This window comes from Streptomyces sp. NPDC003011, from assembly GCF_053591515.1.
On record NZ_JBSFTY010000040.1, the window covers coordinates 50,930 to 74,717 of the forward strand.

Annotated in this window: 23 protein-coding genes and 1 tRNA gene; 7 read left to right on the plus strand and 17 right to left on the minus strand. The window is 71.0% G+C overall.

The window, feature by feature from the left end:
• The first annotated feature begins 67 nt into the window (after positions 1-67).
• Together ACWD0J_RS21510 and ACWD0J_RS21515 are read left to right on the plus strand one after the other, a co-directional pair.
• Positions 68-724, plus strand: a complete 657-nt coding sequence (locus ACWD0J_RS21510; RefSeq protein ID WP_451497399.1) for an SDR family oxidoreductase — start codon at positions 68-70, stop codon at positions 722-724.
• Between the two features lie 2 nt (positions 725-726).
• Positions 727-903 (plus strand): hypothetical protein, encoded by a 177-nt coding sequence (locus ACWD0J_RS21515; protein ID WP_451497400.1) that lies wholly within the window; start codon positions 727-729, stop codon positions 901-903.
• Positions 904-1,233: 330 nt separating this feature from the next.
• On the opposite strand, the gene ACWD0J_RS21520 is transcribed toward ACWD0J_RS21515, so the two are convergent.
• Together ACWD0J_RS21520 and ACWD0J_RS21525 are read right to left on the minus strand one after the other, a co-directional pair.
• Positions 1,234-1,446, minus strand: coding sequence for a hypothetical protein (locus ACWD0J_RS21520; protein ID WP_451497401.1), 213 nt, complete (start codon positions 1,444-1,446; stop codon positions 1,234-1,236).
• A gap of 637 nt (positions 1,447-2,083) precedes the next feature.
• Positions 2,084-2,165, minus strand: a tRNA-Tyr gene (locus tag ACWD0J_RS21525).
• Between the two features lie 233 nt (positions 2,166-2,398).
• Here ACWD0J_RS21525 and ACWD0J_RS21530 point away from each other — a divergent pair.
• Positions 2,399-2,887, plus strand: coding sequence for a YajQ family cyclic di-GMP-binding protein (locus ACWD0J_RS21530; RefSeq protein WP_451497402.1), 489 nt, complete (start codon positions 2,399-2,401; stop codon positions 2,885-2,887).
• 119 nt (positions 2,888-3,006) lie between these two features.
• Here ACWD0J_RS21530 and ACWD0J_RS21535 read toward each other — a convergent pair whose 3' ends face one another.
• Entirely contained in the window at positions 3,007-3,273 is a 267-nt protein-coding gene (locus tag ACWD0J_RS21535) for a GlsB/YeaQ/YmgE family stress response membrane protein (protein ID WP_451497403.1), read from the minus strand.
• Between the two features lie 241 nt (positions 3,274-3,514).
• Between ACWD0J_RS21535 and ACWD0J_RS21540 the strand changes: the two genes are divergently transcribed.
• Positions 3,515-4,768, plus strand: coding sequence for an APC family permease (locus tag ACWD0J_RS21540; RefSeq protein ID WP_451497404.1), 1,254 nt, complete (start codon positions 3,515-3,517; stop codon positions 4,766-4,768).
• 461 nt (positions 4,769-5,229) lie between these two features.
• Here the strand turns inward: ACWD0J_RS21540 and ACWD0J_RS21545 are convergent, their stop codons facing one another.
• The 14 genes from ACWD0J_RS21545 to ACWD0J_RS21610 form a co-directional block, all read right to left on the minus strand.
• Positions 5,230-5,796, minus strand: a complete 567-nt coding sequence (locus tag ACWD0J_RS21545) for an SMI1/KNR4 family protein (RefSeq protein WP_451497405.1) — start codon at positions 5,794-5,796, stop codon at positions 5,230-5,232.
• Between the two features lie 74 nt (positions 5,797-5,870).
• Entirely contained in the window at positions 5,871-7,031 is a 1,161-nt protein-coding gene (locus ACWD0J_RS21550; RefSeq protein ID WP_451497406.1) for a barstar family protein, read from the minus strand.
• Positions 7,032-7,046: 15 nt separating this feature from the next.
• Positions 7,047-7,439 (minus strand): YccF domain-containing protein, encoded by a 393-nt coding sequence (locus tag ACWD0J_RS21555; protein ID WP_451497407.1) that lies wholly within the window; start codon positions 7,437-7,439, stop codon positions 7,047-7,049.
• On the minus strand, positions 7,439-8,299 hold the full coding sequence (htpX, locus tag ACWD0J_RS21560; protein WP_451497408.1) for a zinc metalloprotease HtpX: 861 nt from the start codon (positions 8,297-8,299) through the stop codon (positions 7,439-7,441). Before htpX ends, ACWD0J_RS21555 begins: the two co-directional genes overlap by 1 nt.
• Before the next feature lie 183 nt (positions 8,300-8,482).
• Entirely contained in the window at positions 8,483-10,006 is a 1,524-nt protein-coding gene (locus ACWD0J_RS21565) for an NADH-quinone oxidoreductase subunit N (RefSeq protein ID WP_451497409.1), read from the minus strand.
• A complete protein-coding gene (locus ACWD0J_RS21570; protein WP_451497410.1) occupies positions 10,003-11,577 on the minus strand; it encodes an NADH-quinone oxidoreductase subunit M in 1,575 nt (524 codons plus the stop codon). Before ACWD0J_RS21570 ends, ACWD0J_RS21565 begins: the two co-directional genes overlap by 4 nt.
• 6 nt (positions 11,578-11,583) lie before the next feature.
• The gene (locus tag ACWD0J_RS21575; protein WP_451497411.1) at positions 11,584-13,578 is read right to left on the minus strand and encodes an NADH-quinone oxidoreductase subunit 5 family protein; all 1,995 of its coding nucleotides are present in this window, start codon (positions 13,576-13,578) and stop codon (positions 11,584-11,586) included.
• On the minus strand, positions 13,575-14,027 hold the full coding sequence (gene nuoK / locus ACWD0J_RS21580; RefSeq protein WP_451497412.1) for an NADH-quinone oxidoreductase subunit NuoK: 453 nt from the start codon (positions 14,025-14,027) through the stop codon (positions 13,575-13,577). The genes ACWD0J_RS21575 and nuoK overlap by 4 nt, the downstream gene beginning before the upstream one ends.
• The gene (locus ACWD0J_RS21585; RefSeq protein ID WP_451497413.1) at positions 14,027-14,710 is read right to left on the minus strand and encodes an NADH-quinone oxidoreductase subunit J family protein; all 684 of its coding nucleotides are present in this window, start codon (positions 14,708-14,710) and stop codon (positions 14,027-14,029) included. The genes nuoK and ACWD0J_RS21585 overlap by 1 nt, the downstream gene beginning before the upstream one ends.
• Positions 14,707-15,402, minus strand: a complete 696-nt coding sequence (locus ACWD0J_RS21590; protein ID WP_451497414.1) for a NuoI/complex I 23 kDa subunit family protein — start codon at positions 15,400-15,402, stop codon at positions 14,707-14,709. The genes ACWD0J_RS21585 and ACWD0J_RS21590 overlap by 4 nt, the downstream gene beginning before the upstream one ends.
• A gap of 2 nt (positions 15,403-15,404) precedes the next feature.
• Positions 15,405-16,373 (minus strand): complex I subunit 1/NuoH family protein, encoded by a 969-nt coding sequence (locus tag ACWD0J_RS21595; protein ID WP_451497415.1) that lies wholly within the window; start codon positions 16,371-16,373, stop codon positions 15,405-15,407.
• A complete protein-coding gene (locus tag ACWD0J_RS21600) occupies positions 16,370-18,154 on the minus strand; it encodes an NADH-quinone oxidoreductase subunit C (protein ID WP_451497416.1) in 1,785 nt (594 codons plus the stop codon). The genes ACWD0J_RS21595 and ACWD0J_RS21600 overlap by 4 nt, the downstream gene beginning before the upstream one ends.
• Positions 18,151-18,807, minus strand: a complete 657-nt coding sequence (locus tag ACWD0J_RS21605; RefSeq protein WP_451497417.1) for an NADH-quinone oxidoreductase subunit B — start codon at positions 18,805-18,807, stop codon at positions 18,151-18,153. Before ACWD0J_RS21605 ends, ACWD0J_RS21600 begins: the two co-directional genes overlap by 4 nt.
• Complete coding sequence (locus tag ACWD0J_RS21610; RefSeq protein ID WP_451497418.1) at positions 18,798-19,313, minus strand: NADH-quinone oxidoreductase subunit A; 516 nt, start codon at positions 19,311-19,313, stop codon at positions 18,798-18,800. Before ACWD0J_RS21610 ends, ACWD0J_RS21605 begins: the two co-directional genes overlap by 10 nt.
• A gap of 288 nt (positions 19,314-19,601) precedes the next feature.
• Here ACWD0J_RS21610 and ACWD0J_RS21615 point away from each other — a divergent pair, with 288 nt between their 5' ends.
• The 3 genes from ACWD0J_RS21615 to ACWD0J_RS21625 all read left to right on the plus strand — a co-directional run bounded on the left by ACWD0J_RS21615 (position 19,602) and on the right by ACWD0J_RS21625 (position 23,596).
• Positions 19,602-20,801, plus strand: a complete 1,200-nt coding sequence (locus ACWD0J_RS21615) for a sensor histidine kinase (protein ID WP_451497419.1) — start codon at positions 19,602-19,604, stop codon at positions 20,799-20,801.
• Between the two features lie 419 nt (positions 20,802-21,220).
• A complete protein-coding gene (locus ACWD0J_RS21620) occupies positions 21,221-22,570 on the plus strand; it encodes a sensor histidine kinase (protein WP_451497420.1) in 1,350 nt (449 codons plus the stop codon).
• Between the two features lie 366 nt (positions 22,571-22,936).
• Complete coding sequence (locus ACWD0J_RS21625) at positions 22,937-23,596, plus strand: LuxR C-terminal-related transcriptional regulator (RefSeq protein ID WP_451497427.1); 660 nt, start codon at positions 22,937-22,939, stop codon at positions 23,594-23,596.
• Positions 23,597-23,788: the final 192 nt, after the last annotated feature.

Consider the following 23,788-nt stretch of genomic DNA (forward strand, 5'->3'; position numbering starts at 1 on the left):
TGTGCACCCCTGGGGTGTAGCCGGGGTTGTGCGGCGGATGCGGTCGTCCGGGCGTACGGTCGGAAACATGCGCATTGTCATCGCTGGTGGTCATGGTCAGATCGCGCTGCGGCTGGAGCGGTTGCTCGCCGGGCGCGGAGACGAGGTCGCGGGGATCATCCGCCGTGCCGAACAGGGCGACGATCTACGGCAGGCCGGTGCCGAACCGGTGCTGCTGGACCTGGAGTCGGCCTCGGTCGAGGAGGTCGCGGAGCGGCTGCGGGGCGCGGACGCGGTGGTCTTCGCGGCGGGCGCGGGTCCGGGCAGCGGGGTGGCCCGCAAGGACACGGTGGACCGGGGCGCGGCGGTGCTGTTCGCGGACGCGGCGGTCCGGGCGGGCGTACGGCGCTATGTGGTCGTGTCGTCCATGGGCGCGGATCCGGCGCACCAGGGTGATGAGATCTTCGACGTGTACCTGCGCGCCAAGGGCGAGGCCGACGCGTACGTGAGCGGTCTGGACGGCCTGGACTGGACGATCCTGCGTCCCGGTTCCCTGACGAACGACGCCGGCACCGGTCTCGTACGGCTGGAGGCGCACACGGGACGCGGCGTCGTCCCGCGCGACGACGTGGCCGCCGTACTGGCGGAGTTGCTGGACACGTCGGCGACGGCCGGTCTGGTCCTGGAACTGGTCGGCGGATCGACGCCGGTGTCCGTGGCGGTCAAGTCGGTGGCCGGGAACTGACGTTGGCCGCCGAGGGGGTGCCGACGGCGCGGGAGGCGCTGTTACGACGGCTGTACGAGGTCCTCTCCACCGATGGACGGGGCGCGTTCGTCCCGCGGTGCCTGGCGCCGGATGTGGACCGGCCGGACGTGCTGGACGGGGTCCGGCCGCACGGCCGTGCCGAGGTGCGCGCGTACTGAGCGCGGTGCTGAACGGTTGAGCCCCAGTGTTCCCCTCCGCGTCGCGCGTCCCGCGTCCTCTGTCCCTCGTCCTCTGTCCCTCGTCCTCTGTCCCGCGCCCCTCGTCGTGCGGTCGGCGCGACCGCCTCGCCGTCCCCGTCGAGCCGCAGCGCGTCCGGCCGTGCTCCGAAGGGGCCGGGCCGCCGAAGAGGCCGGGTTACGCGCGCAGCCGGCCGCCTGAGGAGTGTGTGCCGTCCGGGGGAAGGCCGGGTCGCCGAGGGGGCTGCGGCACGAGAGACGCGTGCCGTCGAGAGAAGCGTGTCGTCCGTTGTCGGGACCTTGGGCGCCCTCCTAGAACAGGGGAAGCTGCCCCGGGAATCCGGGGACCTCGTACCCGTCCAACGCGGGCTGTGCGGCACCGAGTTCCGCCTGGCGTCGGGAGCCGGGGCACGAGACGAGCCGGCCGCTCTCGCGTGCGCCGGCCGGGTCGTGCCGGGCGAAGCGTCCGGCGACGACGGCGATCTCGCGACGGCATTCGGGGCAGTGTCTGCGGCGCGTGGACATGGGGCCAGTGTGCCCCGCCCGCCGCGGGCTTCCGCTCCCCTCCGTGTCGCCCGCCGCGGGCTTCCGGTCCCCTCCGTGTCGCCCGCCGCGCGGCTCACTTCACCTCCGTCCCTTCACCGGGCGGTCACGCGATCCGGCCCTACTGCCGCTGACCCTGCCTGTCGGGATCGGCGGTACCGGGGTCACACGGGTGGCGGTCGAGCTAGGTGGTGGACGCCGAGGGCAACGTGTTCGCGACGACCAGGACCGGCCTCGACGGCACGTACGCCTTCTCCGACGTGGACAGCGGCGCTTGCGCGATCACCGCGACGGGCTACCAGCCCCGGGCCGCCATGGTGCCCCTGGCCGGCACGGGCACCGGCACCGGCACCGGCGACCAGGCCATCGACGACCAGGCCGTCGAACTGGGCCACGCTTCCGAGAAGTTGCCGGGCCACCTGACCCGCGGCCCGGACCGCCCCTTGAGCGAAGGGGCCGGTCCGGGCCGACGGATCTCATCCCCTGGAGACCTCCGTCGACCAGACCTTCGGCGACGGCATACACCCGTCTCCTCACGAGACGATCCCGACGACGGCCGCCCAAACGAAGAGACCCCCTCCCTCTGCGTTTCCGCAGAGGGAGGGGGTCTTCCCCAGTGTGGCGGCGCCAGGATTCGAACCTGGGAAGGCTGAGCCGGCAGATTTACAGTCTGCTCCCTTTGGCCGCTCGGGCACACCGCCGGGGTTGCTGCCCCTCGCACCGCTTTTCCGCGGCGCTCCGTGGCAACGACGTAAACAATACCCGATGCGGTGGGGTGCTTCGCCACCCGATTGATCTGCGCTCGGGCCCCGGTGGGTGGCTAGGCTTGTCCGGATGCGGCCCGGGACTGCCGGGCTCGGCGCCCGCCCCCACGTACGCCGATACGCACCCGTACGCACCCCGATACGCACCCCGATACAAGGAGCCACAGGACATGGCCGACTCCAGTTTCGACATCGTCTCGAAGGTCGAGCGGCAGGAGGTCGACAACGCCCTCAACCAGGCCGCCAAGGAGATCTCGCAGCGCTACGACTTCAAGGGCGTGGGTGCCGCGATCTCGTGGTCCGGTGACAAGATCCTGATGGAGGCGAATTCCGAGGACCGGGTCAAGGCTGTCCTCGACGTCTTCCAGTCCAAGCTGATCAAGCGCGGGATCTCGCTGAAGGCGCTGGACGCGGGCGAGCCCCAGCTGTCCGGCAAGGAGTACAAGATCTTCGCGTCGATCGAGGAGGGCATCTCCCAGGAGAACGCGAAGAAGGTGGCGAAGATCATCCGGGACGAGGGCCCGAAGGGCGTGAAGGCCCAGGTACAGGGTGACGAGCTGCGGGTCAGCTCGAAGAGCCGCGACGACCTGCAGGCCATCATCGCTCTCCTGAAGGGCAAGGACTTCGACTTCGCGCTGCAGTTCGTGAACTACCGGTAGTCCGGCGGACGCGGCGCAGCTCCCGTGCGAGGAAGGGTGGACACCCGGCGGTTTCCCGGCCGGGGTCCACCCTTCTCGCCTGCCGGCTGCGGTTCGGGGTGCGCTCGCTCGTCGGGCGCTCAGTCGCGTGAGTCGCCGAACAGGAGGCGGTAGGCGACCAGAAGGGCGAGTGAGCCGCCGATCGCCGCGGCCCACGTGGCGCCGTCGTAGAAGTCCTTGCTGATCGGGTGGTCCAGCCAGCGGGCCGATATCCAGCCACCGATGAACGCGCCCGCGACACCGATGAGGGTCGTGCCGACGAAGCCGCCCGGGTCACGGCCCGGCAGCAGGAACTTGGCGATGGCTCCGGCCAACAGGCCGAGGATGATCCAGCTGATGATGCTCATGCCGTGAACCTGCCCTTCCGTGCTGTGCCCGCGCTGTCCCGGTGCTGTGATGCGGGTCGAGACAGGCTGGGCTCGTGCGTGGTGCGTGGTGCGTGGTGCGTCTGTTCGTGTGTGCGTGGTACGTGTGTGTCGGGCGCGAACGTTCTTACGTCCTGCTTGTCGCGTGAGTGTTCGTGCCCTGTTGATGAACTGGACGACACGGCTGCCCCCGGTGGTTGCAGCGATCAGTAGGGTGCGGCGCATGACACGTATCGATGCCGGACTGCGGCGCACTCTGGGAGTGGGCGACGCGGTCGTCATCGGACTGGGATCGATGATCGGTGCCGGGATCTTCGCAGCCCTGGGTCCCGCGGCGCACGCGGCCGGCTCCGGGTTGCTGCTCGGGCTCGCGGTCGCCGCCGTGGTCGCCTACTGCAATGCCATGTCGTCGGCGCGACTGGCCGCCCTGTACCCGGCCTCCGGCGGCACCTACGTGTACGGGCGCGAGCGGCTCGGCGCGTTCTGGGGTTATCTCGCGGGCTGGTCGTTCGTGGTCGGGAAGACCGCTTCGTGTGCGGCGATGGCGCTGACCGTGGGCGCGTACGTCTGGCCCGGGCAGGCACACGCCGTCGCCGTCGCGGCCGTGGTGGCGCTGACCGCGGTGAACTACGGCGGTGTCCAGAAGTCCGCCTGGCTGACCCGGGCGATCGTGGCGGTGGTCCTGGCTGTCCTCGCTTCCGTGGTGGTCGTGTGTCTGGGATCGAGGGCGTCCGACTCCGGGCGGCTGGACATCGGAGCCTCGGGCGGTGTGGGCGGGACCCTCCAGGCGGCCGGTCTGCTGTTCTTCGCGTTCGCGGGGTACGCGCGCATCGCGACCCTCGGCGAGGAGGTACGGGATCCGGCACGCACCATCCCCCGCGCGATCCCTCTGGCCCTGGGCATCGCGCTGGTGGTGTACGTGTGTGTGGCGGTGGCTGTCCTTTCCGTGCTGGGGGCGGGTGGTCTGGGACGCGCGGACGCTCCGCTGGCGGAGGCGGTGCGGGCGGCCGGGGTGCCGGGGCTGGTGCCGGTGGTACGGGTGGGTGCTGCCGTGGCCGCGTTGGGTTCGCTGCTAGCCCTGATCCTGGGTGTCTCGCGGACGACTCTGGCCATGGCCCGGGACCGGCATCTGCCCGGCACTCTGGCCGCCGTGCATCCGCGCTTCCAGGTGCCGCACCGGGCGGAGCTGGCCGTCGGGGTGGTGGTCGCCGTCCTGGCCGCCACGGTGGACGTTCGGGGTGCGATCGGCTTCTCCTCCTTCGGTGTGCTGGCGTACTACGCGGTGGCCAACGCGTCGGCCTGGACGCTCTCCTCGGCGCCGGCGGCCCGGGCGGTGCCGGCGGTGGGGCTGCTCGGCTGCGTGGTGCTGGCGTTCGCCCTGCCGGTAATTTCGGTGGTCATGGGGGCGGCTGTGCTGGTGGTCGGCGTGGTGGCGTACGGGGTGCGGCGGTGGGCGGCGGGGCGGCAGGGGCGGTGAGATCGGCGGGCGGGGCGCAGCGGAGCGGGGAAGGGTCGCGTCCTGCGTGACGCTGTGAGGCGGGTGCGGTCGCGTCTTCGTGGGGGTGGTGGGTTGGTGGGTGACAGGACCGTACGTGTGGCAGCGGTGGACGGGGGTCCTCGTACGCGTGGTGCCGGTGAGCAGACAGGCTCCGTACTCGTGGCTCCGTACTCGTGGCACCGGTCGAGTGGTAGGACCGACCTGGTGGGATCCGCCGGCTGTCCCCGCCGTGTCGCCGCCCGTCGGCCGGAGGCGCCGAAGTCATGGCACCGGTGGAGCGACAGCCCAGGCCGGTGACACCCGCCGGGCGTCCCCGCCTTGCGGCATCGGCCACGCAGCTTCGCCTTGCGTCGTCGTCCGCCACACGGTTTCGTCTTGTGTCATCCGCCGGGCACGGAACCCCTGCTCGTGGCATCGGCTGGGCGGGACCGCCGGTCCGGTCAGGAGCTCCGTGGCTCTGCTGTGCGTATGTGGAAGTCGGTCCACGGGGACATCTCCAGGTCCTCGTTCGTTTCCTCGTACCAGCCCGTGCCGTCGATCCAGGCGCGCAGCCAGTCCGTGAGGCTGGGAGCGTCCACGAACCAGGCGTGGTCGGCCTCGCCGGCGTTCGGCTCGAAGAGGAGGACGGGGACGTGTGGACTGCGGCAGTCCACGCACGCGTACATCGCGCATCCCCAGTGGGATATCGGCAGCACGCCCTCGGGCCAGGGCCAACTGGGGTCCTTGCGGCCGTCGGCACGGTTGGTGAGGTACTGGGTGACGGCAGCGGGTTCGCCGGCCGCAGCGTTGTCGAGCAGGGGCAGCACGCCGTACTCCGGACCGAATCCGCCGTCTCCTATCCGCAGGTACAGCTCGGCGAGCAGCGTGGGAAGGCGGAAGCCCAAGGTGGCCTCGGCTCGGGCCAGTGTGGCGGCGTCCACCGGCTCCGGGAGGGAGGCCCAGCCCCAGGGCCGGGTGGTGCGCGCCATGGCTTCCACCTGTGTCAGCAACTGCTCGCTCTCGGTCATGGATTCATGATGCAAGACGGCACTGACAAGTGGGCGGGCCTGTGGACAACCGCCGGATTGTGGAAAACCACGGGTCAGGCCAGCCGGACGTCGACCCGCTTTTCGGCGAGGAAGGCGAGGAGTTCCCCGAAGGTGGTCGGGCGGTTGCCGACGTGCGGCGTGACGCCGAGGCAGGTTCGGGCGACATCGGCGTCGTGCCAGACGAGGGTGAAGGGCCCGGCGGCACCCCACCGGCCGCAGAGACAGTCGGACAGGGTGTCCAAGCCCCAGCCGAAGTAGCCACCGGGGCCGTTCACCGCCTCGCCGAGCGCGCAGAAGAAGCCGGGCTCGTCGGTGACGTGGTGGCCGTCGAGGTGGTATGTGGTGCCGGGTGGGCGGTCCGGTCGGCCGTGGACGTGGTTGTCGAGGGCCGTGCCGAGCCAGAACTGCCGGCCCTCGGCGTCGCATCGCGCCCAGTGATTGGGCTCGGCGGGGCGCCCGTCGCCCCACAGTTCCCATACCTCCCGGGCCACGACAGGCGGTCGTTCCGACCACAGGTCGAGGGTGAGGTCGACCAGGCCCGGGCCGCGGGCGGACGGGATCCAGGCCCGTACCTCGCCCTCGGCGGCGGACTGCACGGGGCGGCCGGCGGAGTCGATCCGCAGGACCGTGGCGTGGCCGAGGTCCTCCTCCCCCGCGTCCAGCGCGGCGCGCAGGGCTCCTCGCGGGGAGCAGCCCAGCAGGCGAAGCGGGGGGTCCAGAGGTTCGTCCTGGTCCTCTCCCACTCGGCTCAGGTCCCGGCAGGTGCCCAGCTGTTCGCCTGCCGCGCCCACCAGGCGACAACCCGGGGACCGGGGCGGGCGGTGCGGGTGGTCACAGGCGTTGTGGGCGGGCTGGCTCGCCTCGACCGTGATGTCGCGCAGGGACGGGTCACGGGCGCAGGGGCGGTCTCCGAGGACGCGGACGTCTTCGAGGTACCACTCGCCTACGGTCGTGCCGGACACGGTGAGGATCTGCACGGTGAGGGCGCCGAGCGGCGCCGAACCCTCCGTACGCGCGCGGGTGAGGGCTGTGGACAGCGGCTCGCCGCCGGGTGCGCAGCCGAGCAGTTCGTACAGGTTCCGTCCGGGAGGTCGTTGGTCGGCGAAGAGGTCGTCGGCGTCCTCGCACAGGGCCCACGTCTCCTCGTGGTCCTCCTCGCCCTCGAACTCGGCCTGTCGGTCGTACGACAGCAGGAGGTACGTCGGCTTCCCCACCCCCGGGTCCGCCCGTCAGCGCGCCGCGAACGGCTGGTCCGTGGACACGATGTCGCGTCCCAGCGGGAGCAGCGACACCGGGATCAGCTTGAAGTTGGCTATGCCGAACGGGATGCCGATGACCGTGAGGCACAGGGCGATACCGGTGACGATGTGGGCGATGGCCAGCCACCAGCCCGCGAGGACCAGCCACAGGATGTTGCCGAGGAAGGAAGGCGCTCCGGCGTCCCGGCGCTCGACCGTGGTGTACCCGAAGGGCCACAGGGCGTAGACGCCGATGCGGAAGGCCGCGATCCCGAACGGGATGCCGATGACGGTGATGCACAGCAGCGCGCCCGCGAACAGGTAACCGAGGAACAGCCAGAAGCCGCTCAGGACAAGCCATATGACGTTCAGGATGGTTTTCATCAGGGACGACCTGCCATCTTCTCGAGCCGGGCGATGCGCTCCGTCATGGGCGGGTGTGTCGAGAACATCTTGGAGAGCCCCTGGCCTGGGCGGAAGGGGTTCGCGATCATCATGTGGCTCGCCGTCTCGATGCGGGGCTCCGGGGGCAACGGGAGTTGCTTGGTGCCCACTTCGAGTTTGCGCAGGGCGTCGGCGAGGGCGAGCGGGTCGCCGGTGAGCTGGGCTCCGGACGCGTCCGCCTCGTACTCCCGGGAACGGCTGATCGCGAGCTGGATGAGGGTGGCCGCGAGCGGGCCCAGGAGCATGATCAGCAGCATGCCGAAGAGGCCGGGGCCGTCGTCGTCGTCCGAGCGGCCGATCGGGATCAGCCAGGCGAAGTTGACCAGGAACATGATCACGGAGGCGAGGGCGCCGGCGACCGAGGAGATCAGGATGTCGCGGTTGTAGACATGGCTCAGTTCGTGGCCGATGACGCCGCGCAGTTCTCGCTCGTCCAGGAGGCGCAGGATGCCGTCGGTGCAGCACACGGCGGCGTTGCGCGGGTTGCGGCCGGTGGCGAAGGCGTTGGGTGCCTCGGTCGGTGAGATGTACAGGCGGGGCATGGGCTGGCGGGCCTGGGTGGAGAGCTCGCGGACCATGTGGTAGAGGGCGGGGGCCTCGAACTCGCTGACAGGTCGGGCACGCATCGCGCGTAGAGCCAGCTTGTCGCTGTTCCAGTACGCGTACGCGTTGGTCCCCAGGGCGATCACTACCGCGACGACGAGCCCCATACGGCCGAACAGACTGCCGATGACGATGATGAGCGCGGACAGTCCCCCGAGGAGTACTGCGGTCCTTAGCCCGTTGTGCCGGCGGTGCACGGTACGCCCTCCAAGTCGTGCAGCAGGGGAACCCTTTGGTTGCTGGTCTTCCTTTTGGTCTGCCGTGCCACTGGTGTCGTGGTGTCACGTCCAGTGGACCCTCCCGTTTTGGTCAACGCCAGGCGAGGGTCTCTAGTTCCCTTGTGCGTCCGGCGGCCCGGGTGGGCCGTCCGGGTGAGCGGCTCAGAAAAGGCCGGTGTCGGCGAAGCGAAGGACCAGCTGGGGCGCCCCTGAGAGGGCGATGCCGAGCACCGCGGTGAGGACGAGCGCGGCCGTGAGGGGAGCGGGGACGCGGTGCTTGACGGGTTCGCCTTCGGGCGCGCGGAACAGCAGGGTCGTCCACTGGAGGTAGTAGAACAGCGCGATCACGACGTTGACGGCCATGACCACGGCAAGCCAGCCGAGGCCCGCGTCCACGGCCGCAGAGAAGACCGTGACCTTCGCGAAGAGGCCGATGATGCCCGGCGGCAGCCCGGCGAGGCAGAGCAGGAAGAAGGCGAGGAGCAGGGCGGCCAAGGGGTTCGACGCGTACAGGCCGCGGTAGTCGGAAACCCGGTTGAGGAGCTTCGTACGGCCGACCAGGGCGGCCACCGTGAAGGCACCCAGGTTCACGGCGGCGTACATGAGGGCGTAGGCGACCGTGGAGCCGATCGAGTGTTCGGCGTCGTCGGAGTACGCGGCGGCGGCGATCGGTACGAGGAGGTAGCCGGCCTGGCCGACGGAGGACCAGGCGAGCAGTCGTACCGCGCTGTACGCGCGCGTGGCCTGCTGCCGCAGAGCGCCGACATTGCCGACGGTCATGGTGAGGGCCGCCAAGGCCGCCAGGGCCGGGCCCCAGACGTCGGCGTAGGACGGGAGCGCCACGACGGTGAGGAGGATGAGGCCGGAGAAGCCGACCGCCTTGCCGACGACCGACAGGTAGGCGGCGACCGGGAGGGGCGCGCCCACGTAGGTGTCCGGTACCCAGAAGTGGAAGGGCACGGCGGCCGTCTTGAAGGCGAAGCCGATGAGAGTGAGGACGACGCCGGTCTGGACGAGGGTGTGCAGCTGTCCGTCGACGTCCTGGATGCGGTCGGCGATCTGGGTGAGGTAGAGGGTGCCGGTGGCGGCGTACACGAAGCTGATGCCCATGAGGCTGACCGCAGTCGCGGTGACCGAGGACAGGAAGAACTTCAGCGCCGCTTCGGAGGACTTCCTGTCGCCGTGCCGCAGGCCGACCAGGGCGAAGGCGGGCAGGGAGGCGACCTCCAGGGCGACGATCAGGGTCGCGAGGTCGCGGGAGGCGGGCAGGAGGGCGGCGCCGGCGGCGGAGGAGAGCAGCAGGAACCAGTACTCCCCTTCGGGGAGTCCCTTGTCGGCGTCCTTGAGGGCGGTGACCGACAGGAGGGCGGCGAGGAGGGCGCCGCCGAGGACGAGGAGCTGGAGGACGAGGGTGAAGCGGTCCGCTGTGTAGCTGCAGACATCGGGGGCGCCGGTCAGGCAGAAGGTACTGCGGTCTCCGTCCAGGAGGGGCAGCAGCATCAGTGCCGAGGCGGCGAGGCCCGCGACCGAGAGCCAGCCGAGCAGCGCCTTCTTCCTTTCGCCGACGAACAGGTCGGCGACCAGGACGACGAGTCCGACGACCGCCGTGATGGTGGGCGGCGCGATGGCGAGCCAGTCGACGGACTGGACGAGGTTCTGGGCCAGGGACTGGGCCGGGGAGCTCATCGGGTGCCTCCTGCCAGGAGCTGCTGCACGGCCGGGTCGGTCAGACCGAGGAGGGCCTTCGGCCAGAGGCCGGCGACGACGGTGAGGACGACGAGCGGGGCCCAGGCCGCGAACTCGTACGTGTGGACGTCGGCGAGCTTCGGGGCTTCGGGCGACACGGCGCCCATGCAGACGCGGCGGACCACGATCAGGAGGTACGCGGCCGTCAGCAGCGTGCCGAACGCGCCGATCGCCATGAAGGTGAGGAAGGCGGGGCGGCTGAGGTCGGAGGCGGGCTCGAACGCGCCGAACAGCGCCAGCATCTCGCCCCAGAACCCGCCGAGGCCGGGCAGTCCGAGCGAGGCGACCGCGGCGAAGGCGAGCAGGCCGCCGAGGCGCGGGGCCTTGCCGTAGAGCGCGGCGCCGGTCTCCTCGGCGAGGGTGTCGAGGTCGGTGGTGCCGGTGCGGTCCTTCAGCGCGCCGACCAGGAAGAACAGGAGGCCGGTGATCAGGCCGTGGGCGATGTTGGCGAACAGCGCGCCGTTCACGCCGGTCGGGGTCATGGTCGAGATGCCGAGCAGGACGAAGCCCATGTGGCCGACGGAGGAGTAGGCGATGAGCCGCTTGAGATCGCCCTTCGCGCCCCTCTTGGCGAGAGCCAGGCAGGCCAGGGACCCGTAGATGATCCCGACGACGGCGAAGGCGGCGAGGTAGGGCGCGAAGAGGCGGAAGCCGTCCGGCGCGACCGGCAGCAGGATCCGGACGAATCCGTACGTCCCCATCTTCAGCAGCACGCCCGCCAGCAGGACCGAGCCGACGGTCGGGGCGGCGGTGTGGGCGTCGGGCAGCCAGCTGTGCAGCGGCCACATCGGCGTCTTGACCGCGAGCCCGATCCCGATCGCCAGAACGGCGATGACCTGCACGGATGTGGTCAGCGACCGGCCGTTGTCAGTGGCGAGTGCCACCATGTCGAATGTGCCCGCGTTGATTCCGGTCAGCAACAGGCCGAGCAGCATGACCACGGAACCGAGCAGCGTGTAGAGGATGAATTTCCAGGCCGCCCGGGTCCGTTGCTCACCGCCCCAGCGGGCGATGAGGAAGTACATCGGGATGAGCACCATCTCGAAGGCGAGGAAGAAGAGCAGCAGGTCGAGGACGGCGAAGGTCGCGAGGGTGCCGGACTCGAGGACGAGGACCAGGGCGACGAAAGCCTTCGGGGTGGGCCCCGCGGGCATCTTGAAGTACGAGTAGAGCGCGCAGAGGAAGGTCAGCAGCGCGGTCAGGACCAGAAGGGGGAGGGAGATGCCGTCGATGCCGAGGTGGATGCGCACGTCGAGTGCGGGGATCCAGCTGATGTCGGTCGTGGCCTGCATCTTCGACGGGTGGTCGTGGTCGAAGCCGAGCGTGAGGATGATCGCCGCGATGAGAATGGCGCCGGTGACCGTGACACCGTGCCGCAGCACGGCCTGCTCGGGTGACTTCCCCTTCAGCCCGGGCGGGGCGGGCAGCAGCGCGGCGGCGGCGCCGAGGAGCGGGCCGACCACCATGAACGCCAGAAGGAACTGCATCACGGACTCGTTGATATCGATCACGCCTGCTCACGCTCCCGTGGCGACGAGGACGGCGGCGACCACCAGGACGACGGTGCCGGCGAGCAGCGCGCTCACATAGGTCTGCAGATTGCCGGTCTGGGCTCGTCGTACGGCGGTCCCGAGCAGTCGGGGCAGGGCGCCCGCGCCGCGTACGTAGGTCTCGACGACCTCACGGTCGAGGAACCGGACGAGGGTCGCTCCGGCCTGGACCGGGCGGACGAACAGGGCCGCGTACACGGCGTCGAGGTGGAAACCGGCGGCCGCGTGGCGGTGCAGCGGCCCGAGCAGCAGCCGTCCCGGGTCGGCCGGGTCAGGTGCGTGGGCCACGTCTCCGTAGGCGGGCTTGTGGCTCGCGATGGCCTCGGCCTCCACCTGACCGGCGTCTTTCCCGGGGTGAGCGGCGACCGCGCCGAGCGGGACACGGGCCGCGAGCGAGGTGGTGCGCCGCCAGGCCGCGTAGGTGACCAGACCACCGACCAGAGCCACGCCCGTACCGAGGACGGAGGTGGCGAGGGTCGGGGCCAGGTCACGGCCGTCGAACCAGTCGGGCAGCGTGCGGTAGGCGAGACCGCCGACGGCGAGGGACGGGACGGCGAGCACCCACAGCACCCCGGTCATGGTGAGCGGCTGCCTGCCGTGGTCGGGGGCCTCGACGCCCCGGCCGCGGAAGGCCAGCAGCCACAGACGGGTCGCGTAGGCGGCGGTGAGGAAGGCGGTGAGCAGACCGGCGACGAGGACGGTCCAGCCGGCGGCGCCGGGTGCGTGCTCGGTGTGGCCGGTGGCGACATGTTCGGCGGCGCCGAGGACGGACTCCTTGGAGAAGAAGCCGCTGAAGGGCGGGATCGCGGCGAGCGCGAGGAGCGCCACGGTCATCGTCCAGAAGGCGTCGGGGACACGGTCGCGCAGGTTGCCCATGCGGGACATGGCGGCCAGCGAGTTGGTGCCGGCGGCGTGGATGATCACGCCGGCCGCGAGGAACAGCAGCGCCTTGAAGGCGCCGTGCGAGAGGAGGTGGAAGACGGCGGCTCCGCGGTCGGCTACGGCGAGTGCGCCGGTCATGTAGCCGAGCTGGCCGATCGTCGAGTAGGCGAGGACGCGCTTGATGTCGTCCTGGGCGAGCGCGGCGAGCGCCGAGCCGGCCATCGTGACGGCGGCCATGACGGCGAGGACGACCATCGCGGCCCGGGAGGCCTCGAAGACCGGGAGGAGCCGGGCGATGAAGTAGACACCGGCGGCGACCATCGTCGCGGCGTGGATCAGCGCGGAGACGGGCGTGGGGCCGGCCATCGCGTCGGGGAGCCAGGTGTGCAGCGGGAACTGCGCCGACTTGCCCGCCACGCCCGCGAGGAGCAGCAGGGCGATCAGGGTCGGGTGGTCGAGTCCGCCGCTCGCGACGGCGCCGAGGACGCGGGTGATGCGGAAGGACCCGGCGTCGGTGGCGAGCGCGAACAGGCCGATGAGGAAGGGGACGTCACCGAGCTTGGTCACCAGGAAGGCCTTGAGGGAGGCGGCGCGGGCCTCCGGGGTCTCCCAGTAGTGGCCGACCAGGAAGTACGAGCAGATGCCCATGATCTCCCAGCCGACCAGCAGCACCATCAGGTCGCCCGAGTAGACGACGAGCAGCATCGCGGAGGTGAAGAGGGAGACGAGGGCGGCGTACGAGGGGTAGCGCGGGTCGTCGCGCAGATAGCCGGTCGAGTAGATCTGCACGCAGGTGGCCACGAGGCCGACCAGGACGGCGACGAGGGCGGCGAAGCCGTCGATGTGCAGGGCGAGTTCGATCGGGACCGAGCCGGTGGGCGTGAGCTCGGTGGCGGCGTCGACGGCGCGGTCGCCACCCTGGCGCAGGGCGACCACCGCGGCGAGCGCGAGGGAGGCGAGTACCGGCAGGACGGCGAGCGGGCGGACGAAGCCGGGGGCCCTGCGGCCCAGGAGGAGTCCGGCCGCGGCGCCCAGGAACGGAAGGAGGGGGACGAGGACGGCGAGGGTGGTCGTGGTCACGCGGTGGCCTCAGCCTTCCCGGCCCGGTCGGCCTTCCCGGCCCGGTCGGCCTGCCCGGCCGGCAGGGCGTCGCTGTCGGAGCCGTCTGGATCGTCTGGGCCGTCTGGGCCGTCGGACGGGTGGCGCTCGTGGCCCTCGGCGGTGTCACGGAGCTTGTCGATGTCCGCGGTGCCGCGGTTGCGGTGGACGGCGAGGACGATCGCCAGGCCGATGCCGATCTCGGCGGCGGCGATGGCGATGGTGAACAGGGTCAGGGCCTGGCCGGAGTGCAGGGTCTCCTCGGCGGCCTTGCTCAGCCAGACGTCGAAGGCGACGAGGTTGAGGTTGACGGCGTTGAGCATCAGCTCGACCGACATCAGGACCAGGATCGCGTTGCGGCGGGCGAGGACGCCGTACAGGCCGGTGCAGAAGAGGAGGGCGGAGAGGACTGCGGGATAGGCGAGGTGCATCAGCGGGCTCCGCCTTCCTGCTCGACCGGGTTATTTCGCTCGACCGGGTGATTTCGGGAATCCGGGACGGATGGGGAACCGCCGGTCGCGGCTCGGGAGTTCACAGGGGGAGAGCTCGTCTCCGTCTTCGCCTTGCGGGACAGGACGATCGCGCCGACCAGGGCCGCGAGGAGAAGGACGGAGAGGGCCTCGAAGGGGAGGACCCAGTGCTGGAAGAGGCTGGCGCCGGTGACCTCGGTGGAGCCGGCGGCGGGGCCGTCCAGGTCGATCCAGGTCGCGCGGAAGGCGTCGACGACGACCCAGATGAGGGCGGCGGCCGAGGCGACGGCCACGGTGAGGGCGGCCCAGCGGTTGCCGGAGTCGGCGTCCGGGGAGCGGCCGATGGGGGCCCTGGTGAGCATCAGACCGAACAGGAGGAGGACGACGACGGAACCGACGTAGATGAGCACCTGCACCCAGGCGATGAACTCGGCGGTGAGCAGGAGGTACTCGATGGCGAGGCCGCCGAGGGTGACCACCAGCCACAGGGCGGCGTGCACCAACTGCTTGGTGGTGACCGTGATCAGCGCGGCACCGAAGGTGACCAGACCGACGAGGAGGAAGGCGATCTCGACGCCGGTCGGGGAGAGGAAGCCGTGGCTGGTGCCGGCCGCGAGGGGCCCGGCGGCTGTGGCGAGGCTCATGCCTGGCCCTCCCGCCTCGGCTGGTCCGTCTGCTGCTGGGAGTCCCCCTGCGGCCGGGTGGGCTGTTCGGCAGCGCGGGCCTGCTCGTCGGCGTGCGACGCGGTCGGTGGCTCGGCCGGCGACTGGGCTTCTTGCTCGGCCTCCTGCTGGGCTGCCAGCTTCTCGGCGGTCTTGCGCGCGGTGACGATTTCCTTGGGCTCCTCCGCGCCGGGGTCGAGGGCGGGCGGGGCCGGGACGGTCCACATCCACTCGCGGAGCTTGTCGCGTTCGTGGGTGAGCTCGCGGATGTCGGTCTCGGCGTACTCGAACTCCGGGGACCAGAACAGGGCGTCGAAAGGACAGACCTCGATGCAGATACCGCAGTACATGCACAGGGCGAAGTCGATGGCGAAGCGGTCGAGGACGTTGCGGCTGCGTTCACGGCCACCGGGGGCGGCGGGCGGGACCGTCTCCTTGTGGGAGTCGATGTAGATGCACCAGTCCGGGCACTCGCGGGCGCACAGCATGCAGACCGTGCAGTTCTCCTCGAACAGGCCGATCACGCCGCGGGTGCGGGGCGGGAGGTCGGGCTGGGTGTCGGGGTACTGCTCGGTGACGGTCTTCCTCGTCATCGTGCGCAGGGTGACGGCCAGGCCCTTGGCGAGGCCCATGCCAGGAATGCGGGGCCGGGTGGGCGGGAGAGGCTCAGCCATGGTTACTGGATCACCACCTTGACGATGCCGGTGAGGGCGATCTGAGCGAGGGAGAGGGGGACGAGGAGGGTCCAGGCGAGCTTCTGGAGCTGGTCCTCGCGCAGCCGGGGATAGGTGACGCGCAGCCAGATCACGACGAAGGCGAGGACGGCGGCCTTCAGCAGGGTCCAGACCCAGCCCAGGCCGTCGGCGCCCCAGGGGCCGTGCCAGCCGCCCAGGAAGAGGACGGTGGTCAGGCCGCACAGGACGACGATCCCGGCGTACTCGGCGAGGAGGAACAGGGCGAATCGGAGACCGGTGTACTCGGTGTACGCGCCGAAGATGATCTCCGAGTCGGCGACCGGCATGTCGAACGGGGGCCGCTGGAGTTCGGCGAGGCCGGCGATGAAGAAGACGATCGCGCCGACGATCTGCCAGGGCAGCCACCACCACTCGAAGGCGTCGAGGATGCCGGGGATCGAGACCGTGCCGGCCGCCATCGCCACCGAGGCGGCGGTGAGCAGCATCGGGAGTTCGTAGGCGAGGAGCTGGGCGGCGGTGCGCAGGCCGCCGAGGAGGGAGAACTTGTTGGCGGAGGCCCAGCCGGCCATGAGCGAACCGAGGACGCCTACGCCCATCACGGCCAGGACGAAGAAGACGCCCGCGTCGATGACCTCGCCGACGGCGCCCTCGCCGGGGCCGATGGGGATGGCGAGGAGGACCAGGAGGTACGGGAGAAGGGCAACGGCGGGCGCGAGCTGGAAGATACGGCGGTCCGCGCCCGCGGGGACGATGTCCTCCTTCTGCGCGAACTTCACGCCGTCGGCCACGAGTTGGGCCCAGCCGTGGAAGCCGCCGGCGTACATCGGGCCGAGGCGGCCCTGCATGTGCGCCATGACCTTGTGCTCGGTCTGGCCCACGATCAGGGGGAAGGTGAGGAAGACGACGAAGACGATCAGGAGTCGCAGGGCGACGTCGAGAGCGTCGTTCACTGCGGGCCTCCGGTGGGGTCTTCGGGGGTTCTGTTCGGGTCTTGGGGTGCGGTGGGGTCAGGGGCGGCGGGCTCGGCTGTCTCTCCGGGTTCGGCTGTCTCTGCGAGTTCGGCTGTCTCTGCGAGTTCGGCTGTCTCGGAGCGGCGGCTCGGATCGGTGTTCTCCGGCGCGGCGGCGGCCCTGGGTTCGTCGGCCGGGGTCGGCTCGGTGGCCGGGTCCGGGGCCGTGGCGGAGCTCGGATCTGTGGCCGGGCGGCTCGGTTCCGGCGTCGGTCGCCGGCCGGTGGCCGACCTGTCCTCCGTCGACGCCGGGCTCGGCTCCTGCTCCGGCTCTCGCTCCTGCTTCCGCTCCTCGAAAGCCGGGCGGGCGTGGTGCCAGGGGGCGTCCGAACTGCGGGGTGCGCTGGAGGGACGGGTGGGCGAGTTCTTGGCCGACGGAGTCCGGGCGCGCCGCGAGGCCGAGCCGTCCGAAGCGTCATCCGACGTCACGGGACCGGGCGACGTCGCCGGATCGGCTGGAGTCACTGGACCAACGGAAGTCCCCGGACCGCCATGAGCCGCTGTGCCGTCCGCAGCCGCCGGTCCGTCCTGGACCTCCGTCTCCGTCACCTGTGAACCCTCCGTGCGCTGGGGCTCCGCGCCCTCACCGGCGCTGCGCGTCCGCCGGTCCAGGCCTCCGTCGGTGCCGGTGCCGGTGCCTGCCTGCTGACTGGCCGAGCCCTCCGCTGCCGAGCGCGCGCGGCGTGGAGCAGCCGGGGCGACTGGTGCAGCCGGAGCATCGGCAGTCGGCGACGTCCCCTCCTGGTCCTCCGCCGAAGACGCCCGCGCCTGACTCGCCGATCCCTCCGACGCCGAACGTGCCCGACGCGGCACTCCCGGACCAGCCGCGGGGCTCGAACCAACCGAAGACGTCGGAGGAGCCGAAGGGCTCGAAGCAGCTGGAGTGGCCGGAGCAGCCGGAGTCGCCGCCGCGTCCGCCCCCTGCGCTGCCTGCGCTGCCTGCGCTGCCTGCGCCCGCGGTACCCCCTCCCCCTCCGTCACCTGACTCGCCGATCCCTCCGATACCGACCGTGCCCGACGCACCGGACGGTCGCCCTCCGCGCGTGCCGGGCGCTCCCCGGCTGCTCGTGCCGGACGCTCTCCCGTCGCCCGCGCCGGACGCTCTCCCGCCGTGCGGCCCGCTCCCCGCGCCGGACGGGCGGGAGCAGGTGGGAGTTGCCCCTTCAGGGGACCCCATTCGTTGGGATCGGGGACGCCCGGGGGGAGCATCTGACGGCGCTTGGGGCCGCCGTGTTCGGACTCGCCCGGTTCCTTGGCGCCGGGCCAGGCCTTGGCGACGCGGGCGGCGAGGACGAAGTCCTTGCGGAGGGGGTGCCCCTCGAAGCCCTCCGGGAGCAGGAGGTGGTCAAGCGCCGGGTGGCCCTCGAAGTCGACGCCGAACATCTCGTGCGTCTCGCGTTCGTGCCAGGCCGCGCCGGCGAACACGTCCACCGCGCTCGGCAGGGCGGGAGCCTCGTGCGGGACTGTCGTCCGGAGCAGAAGGCGTCGTACCGGGGACAGCGCCACGACATGAGCCGCGACGCGGAAGCCGGTGCCCGGTTCGTCGACCGCGCTCAGCCAGTCGAAGTACGTGCAGGTCAGGCGGTCACGGGCCACTTCCAGGGCGGAGAGCCAGGATGCCGGCGGTACGTCGACCGTCAGCACCTCGTACGACTCCTCGGCCGTGGCCTCCGTACCGAACAGGTCCTCGACGGGAGCGGGCAGCCAGCCGACCGCGGTCATCGGCCCTCCCCCGAACCAGAGCCCGGCGAGCCCGAGCCCGAGCCCGAGCCCAAGCCCAAGTCAGTCGCGCCGGCAGTCGGCGGCTGCACCAGGCCGCTCTGCAGGGCGGCGGCCGACGGCCGGGACACCCCGTACCGCTCGCCCAGCGACTCGTGCGCGATCTTCTCCTGGAGCTTGAGGATGCCCTGGAGCAGCGCCTCGGGGCGGGGCGGGCAGCCGGGGACGTACACGTCGACCGGGATGATCTGGTCGACGCCCTTGGTGACGGAGTACGAGTCCCAGTACGGGCCGCCGCAGTTGCTGCACGCGCCGAAGGAGATCACGTACTTGGGCTCGGGCATCTGCTCGTACAGGCGTTTGACGGCTGGCGCCATCTTGTCCGTGACCGTCCCGGAGACCACCATCAGGTCGGCCTGGCGCGGGCCGGGCGCGAAGGGGATCACGCCGAGGCGGATGAAGTCGTGGCGGGCCATCGACGCGGCGATGAACTCGATGGCGCAGCAGGCGAGGCCGAAGTTGAAGACCCAGAGGGAGTAGCGGCGGCCCCAGTTCAGGACCACCTTCATCGGCTCGGGGGCCAGGCGGGCGAGGGTGCCCAGCCGCTTCGGCTCGGGGAGCGGCACGGGCTCGGCGGGGATCGGGGTCACGTCCATTCCAGGACGCCCTTCTTGTAGGCGTACAGCAGGCCCACGGCCAGGAAGCCCAGGAAGATGAACATCTCCACGAGAGTGGTCGCGCCGTAGCCGGGGGCGGCGAAGACCGTGGCCCAGGGGAACAGGAAGATCGAGTCGACGGCGAAGATGACGTACAGAAAAGCGTAGACGTAATAACGGACCTGCGTGTGGGCCCAGCCCTCGCCGACGGGGTCGACGCCGCACTCGTACGTGAGGAGCTTCTCGGGTGTGGGGACCACCGGCCGCAACAGGCGTCCGGCCCCGAAGGCGACGGCGACGAACAGCACGCCGACGACGGCGAGCAGCCCGACGACCGAGTACGACTGGAAGTAGTCCGCCGCGATATCCGCCGTGATATCCGTCGCGTAGTGCGCCGCGTGGTCCGCCGTGTATGCCGCTGCGTTTTCCGTCATGTGGTCCGTCGTGTGTGCCGCGGCGTAGTCCCCCGCGGCGACGGTCGACCCGACGGCGGTCGGTTCCGGCACGTCCGTCCCTCGCTCCCTGACCTCGTGGACCTGTGGACCCTCTGGACTTCTGGACCTGGTAGGCCTTCTGGACCTTCTGGACCTGGTGGACCTGGTGGACCTTGTGACTTCGTGAACGTCACTGTTCGACGATCTGTACGCACGGGAGTCTAGGGCCTGCTAAAGACGAGGTAAGCAGGCCGTCACGTATGGAGAGGAACCACAGGGTGCGGGGGTGGGGTTTTCCCCAGGGGATCGCGGCGGTCCGCCTCATGGCGCCGGGGACCGCCGCGCGGCACGCTAACCCATATGACCGAACGTCTCCCGGCCTCGAGCCCCTCCGGTGAAGCGGGCAGCGACCGTCTGCCGCCTGCCCGTTTCGCCTTCGACCGACAGACCTGGAAGGAGATCGCGCACCTTCTGGCGAACCTTCCGCTGGCGCTGATCGGATTCGTCTACGTCGTGACCGTGTTCTTCACCGGAGCCGGGCTGACCGTCACGGTGATCGGGCTCCCGCTGCTCGCGGTCGGCCTGATGGGCGCCCGGCAGCTGGGCAGGCTGGAACGGGCGCGGGCCAGGGCGCTGCTCGGAGTGCGGGTGGACGAGCCGAGCCCACTGCCGTCGGGCCGTCGCACGAACATCGGGGTCGTGAGACATCTGTGGATGGGTCTGAAGGATCCGGTCGGCTGGCGGACGATGCTGTACGACTTCGTCCGGCTGCCCTGGGGCATCTTCACCTTCACCCTCACGCTGGTCTCGCTGTTCGTGCTGTGGCCGGTGCTGCCGTACATCGCGCGGGGGCTGACCAACGTCGACCGGGCGATGGTGCGCGGGTTGCTGTCGCCCTCCGACGAGCTGGAGCGGCGGATCGCCGAGCTGGAGTCCGACCGGGGGGTCGTGGTCGACACGGCCGCGGCCGATCTCCGGCGCATCGAGCGCGATCTGCACGACGGGGCACAGGCACGGCTGGTCAATCTGGCGATGGGGCTCGGCATGGCCAAGGAGAAGCTGCTGGACGGCCAGGCCGACGAGAAGGTCGTGGCGGCGATGGTCGAGGAGGCGCACGGCGAGGTGAAGCTCGCGTTGCAGGAGCTGCGGGACCTCGCCCGGGGCATCCATCCGGCCGTGCTGACGGACCGCGGTCTGGACGCCGCCCTGTCCTCGGTCTCCTCGCGCTGCACGGTGCCGGTGAAGGTGACGGCCGACCTGGACGCCAGACCGGCCGCGGCCATCGAGGGCATCGCCTACTTCACCGTCTCGGAGCTGCTCCAGAACGTCAGCAAGCACAGCGGCGCGCGGTCGGCGTCGGTGGACGTGTGGCAGACGGACGACCGGCTGCTGATCCAGGTGTGGGACGACGGCCGCGGCGGCGCCAGCCTCGACGGCGGCACGGGCATGCGCGGCCTCGCCGACCGCCTGGACGCGGTGGACGGCCTCTTCGTCATCGACTCGCCCCCGGGCGGTCCCACGGTCGTCACGGCGGAACTGCCGTGGCGGGACCGCTCGTAGGCATCCGGCGGCCACCGGAGGAGCTGGGCGGCGGTCCTCGGCCCGGACCGTCCTGCCCGCAGGCCCACCGGGCCACCCCGGCAGGACGGTCCGTGCCGGCGACCCCGGCAAGCCCGGCGAGCCCGGCGAGCCCGGCAAGGCGCCCTGAACCGACCCGCCCCCATGGCATGGCATGGCATGAGACACAGCAGGCACACACGGCGGGCACGCACGGCAGGCACACACGGCGGCACGCACCGCAGGCACGCACCGCAGACACGCACGGCAACCGTCAGCGCGGAAGCGCAGGCCGGAGGGGCCCGGAGAGGTAGGGAAAACCCCCCTTCCAAGACGCCGACGCACTCCATGGTCCATGAGGCCACGGCCGAGCAGGGTTGAGGTACGACGGCACAGGCAGGACGAGGAGAAGGACGACACCGATGGCCACGGACTACGGACAGGGATACGGGCACGACAGCGGGCTCGGGTTTCCCGAGGAGGCACGGCGGCACCGCCTGCCGGCCGGGCTGCGGGCACCGTTCGAGGCGCGCAGCTGGCGGGAGCTGGCGTACGTACTGCTGGGGCTGCCGATCAGTGTCCTGCTGTTCGTGTACACGGTCACGATGGTCTCGCTCGGGGCCGGCCTGCTCGTGACGTTCCTCGGTATCCCGGTGCTGGCGGCGGGGCTGGCCGGCTGCCGGGGCCTCGGGGCGCTGGAGCGGGCCCGCGCGCGCGGGCTGCTGGGGCTGGAGGTGGCCGACCCCGAGCCGCTGCGGACGAAGAAGCAGGGCATGCTGGCCCGGCTGGGGGCCGGCCTCAAGAGCGGCGCCTCGTGGCGGAGCGTGCTGTACGCGCTGCTGTACCTGCCGTGGGCGGTGTTCTCCTTCGTCGTCACCGTGAACTTCTTCCTGCTCGGCTGGACGCTGATGACGTACCCGGTGTGGTTCTGGCTCTTTCCGCTGTACGGCGGACAGGACGGTATCCAGCTGTACGGCGACGAGGGCCACCACATCTACCTGGACAACCCGTTCGAGATCACCGTGACCGCGCTGGTGGGGCTGCTGTTCACGCTGGCCACACCGTGGATCGTGCGAGCGCTGACGATGGTGGACCGGCTGCTGGTCCACGGGCTGCTCGGGCCGACGCAGCTGTCGGCGCGGGTGGTGGAGCTGGAGTCGGACCGGGGGGTCGTGGTCGACACGGCGGCGGCGGACCTGCGGCGCATCGAGCGGGACCTGCACGACGGGGCGCAGGCGCGGCTGGTGGCACTGGCGATGGATCTCGGGCTGGCGAAGGAGAAGCTGACGGAGGATCCCGAGGCGGCGGCGCGGATGGTGGACGAGGCGCACGGCGAGGTGAAGACGGCGTTGCAGGAGCTGCGGGACCTGGCGCGCGGCATCCACCCGGCGGTGCTGACGGACCGGGGCCTGGATGCGGCACTGTCGGCGGTGGCGTCCCGGTGCACGGTGCCGGTGCAGGTGGAGGTCGACCTGCCGGCGCGGCCGGCGCCGGCGATCGAGGGGATCGCCTACTTCACGGTGTCGGAACTGCTGCAGAACATCAGCAAGCACGCCCGGGCCACCTGGGCGGCGGTGGACGCGTGGCGGGTGGACAACCGGCTGATGCTCCAGGTCGTGGACGACGGGGTCGGCGGCGCGGACACCTCCGCCGGTTCGGGCCTGGCCGGTCTGGCCGAACGCCTGGACGCGGTCGACGGAATCCTGGTGGTGGACTCACCGGCCGGGGGCCCCACGCGGATCACCGCCGAGCTTCCCTGGCGGGCGGTGTAGTTCCGGGCCGGTGGCCGGCGGTCGCGGTGGGGTGCGGCGGTCTCGCGGGTGCGGCGGGGAAGGCCTTCTGACCTGTTCGGAACCCGGATCAGGAGGCCTCCCCCGCCGCAGCGCGCCACGACCTCCGTGGCTCGAAGACCCCTTCTGCCTGCCTCCTACCTGCCTTCTTCGTACCTCCTTCCTGCCTCCTTCCTGCCTCCTTCCTGCCTTCTCCGTGCCGACGAAGCCGGAACCCGGTCGAGCAGTTGTCCACAGGTCCCCTGAGGAAGGTCCGATCGCGGGATACTGAGGGGGCCAGGGGTTGGGGACGGGGCCGGATGCGGCCCGCATACAGGGGCTCGGGGGCCGAGGATCGTGGAGGACAGGGTGCGGGTGGTCATCGCCGAGGATTCAGTGCTGCTCAGAGAGGGCCTGACTCGGCTGCTGACCGACCGCGGGCACGACGTGGTCGCCGGGGTCGGGGACGGCGAAGCTCTGATCAAGACCATCACCGAGCTGGACGCGCAGGGCGAGCTGCCGGACGTGGTGGTCGCCGACGTACGGATGCCGCCGACGCACACCGACGAGGGCGTCAGGGCCGCGGTGCAGTTGCGCAAGGCGCATCCGGGGCTCGGGGTGCTCGTGCTGTCGCAGTACGTGGAGGAGCGGTACGCGACCGAACTGCTGGCCGGTTCCAGCCGGGGAGTCGGCTATCTGCTCAAGGACCGGGTAGCCGAGGTGCGTGAGTTCGTGAACGCGGTGGTGCGGGTGGCGCAGGGCGGCACGGCCCTGGACCCGGAGGTCGTCGCGCAGCTGCTGGGCCGCTCCCGCAAGCAGGACGTGCTCGCGAGACTCACCCCGAGAGAGCGGGAGGTCCTCGGGCTGATGGCCGAGGGCCGGACGAACTCGGCGATCGCGCGGCAGCTGGTGGTGAGCGACGGGGCCGTCGAGAAGCACGTCAGCAACATCTTCCTGAAGCTCGGGTTGTCCCCGAGCGACGGGGACCACCGTCGTGTCCTGGCCGTCCTCACCTACCTGAACTCGTGAGCGTCTGACAAACACCGTGTCAGGGACAGGAGGGCCGCCGAGCGGAGTACGAGGGCCGGTCGAAACCGAGAACCGAGGAGTGAAGGGCAGCGTCTTCCATGTCAGCGCCGGGGGGTGAGCAAATCGCGACAAGTCGGGGCACCGAACCAGCTCAAAAGCGTGTCCATCATGCGAATGACCCAGGGAAGGCGA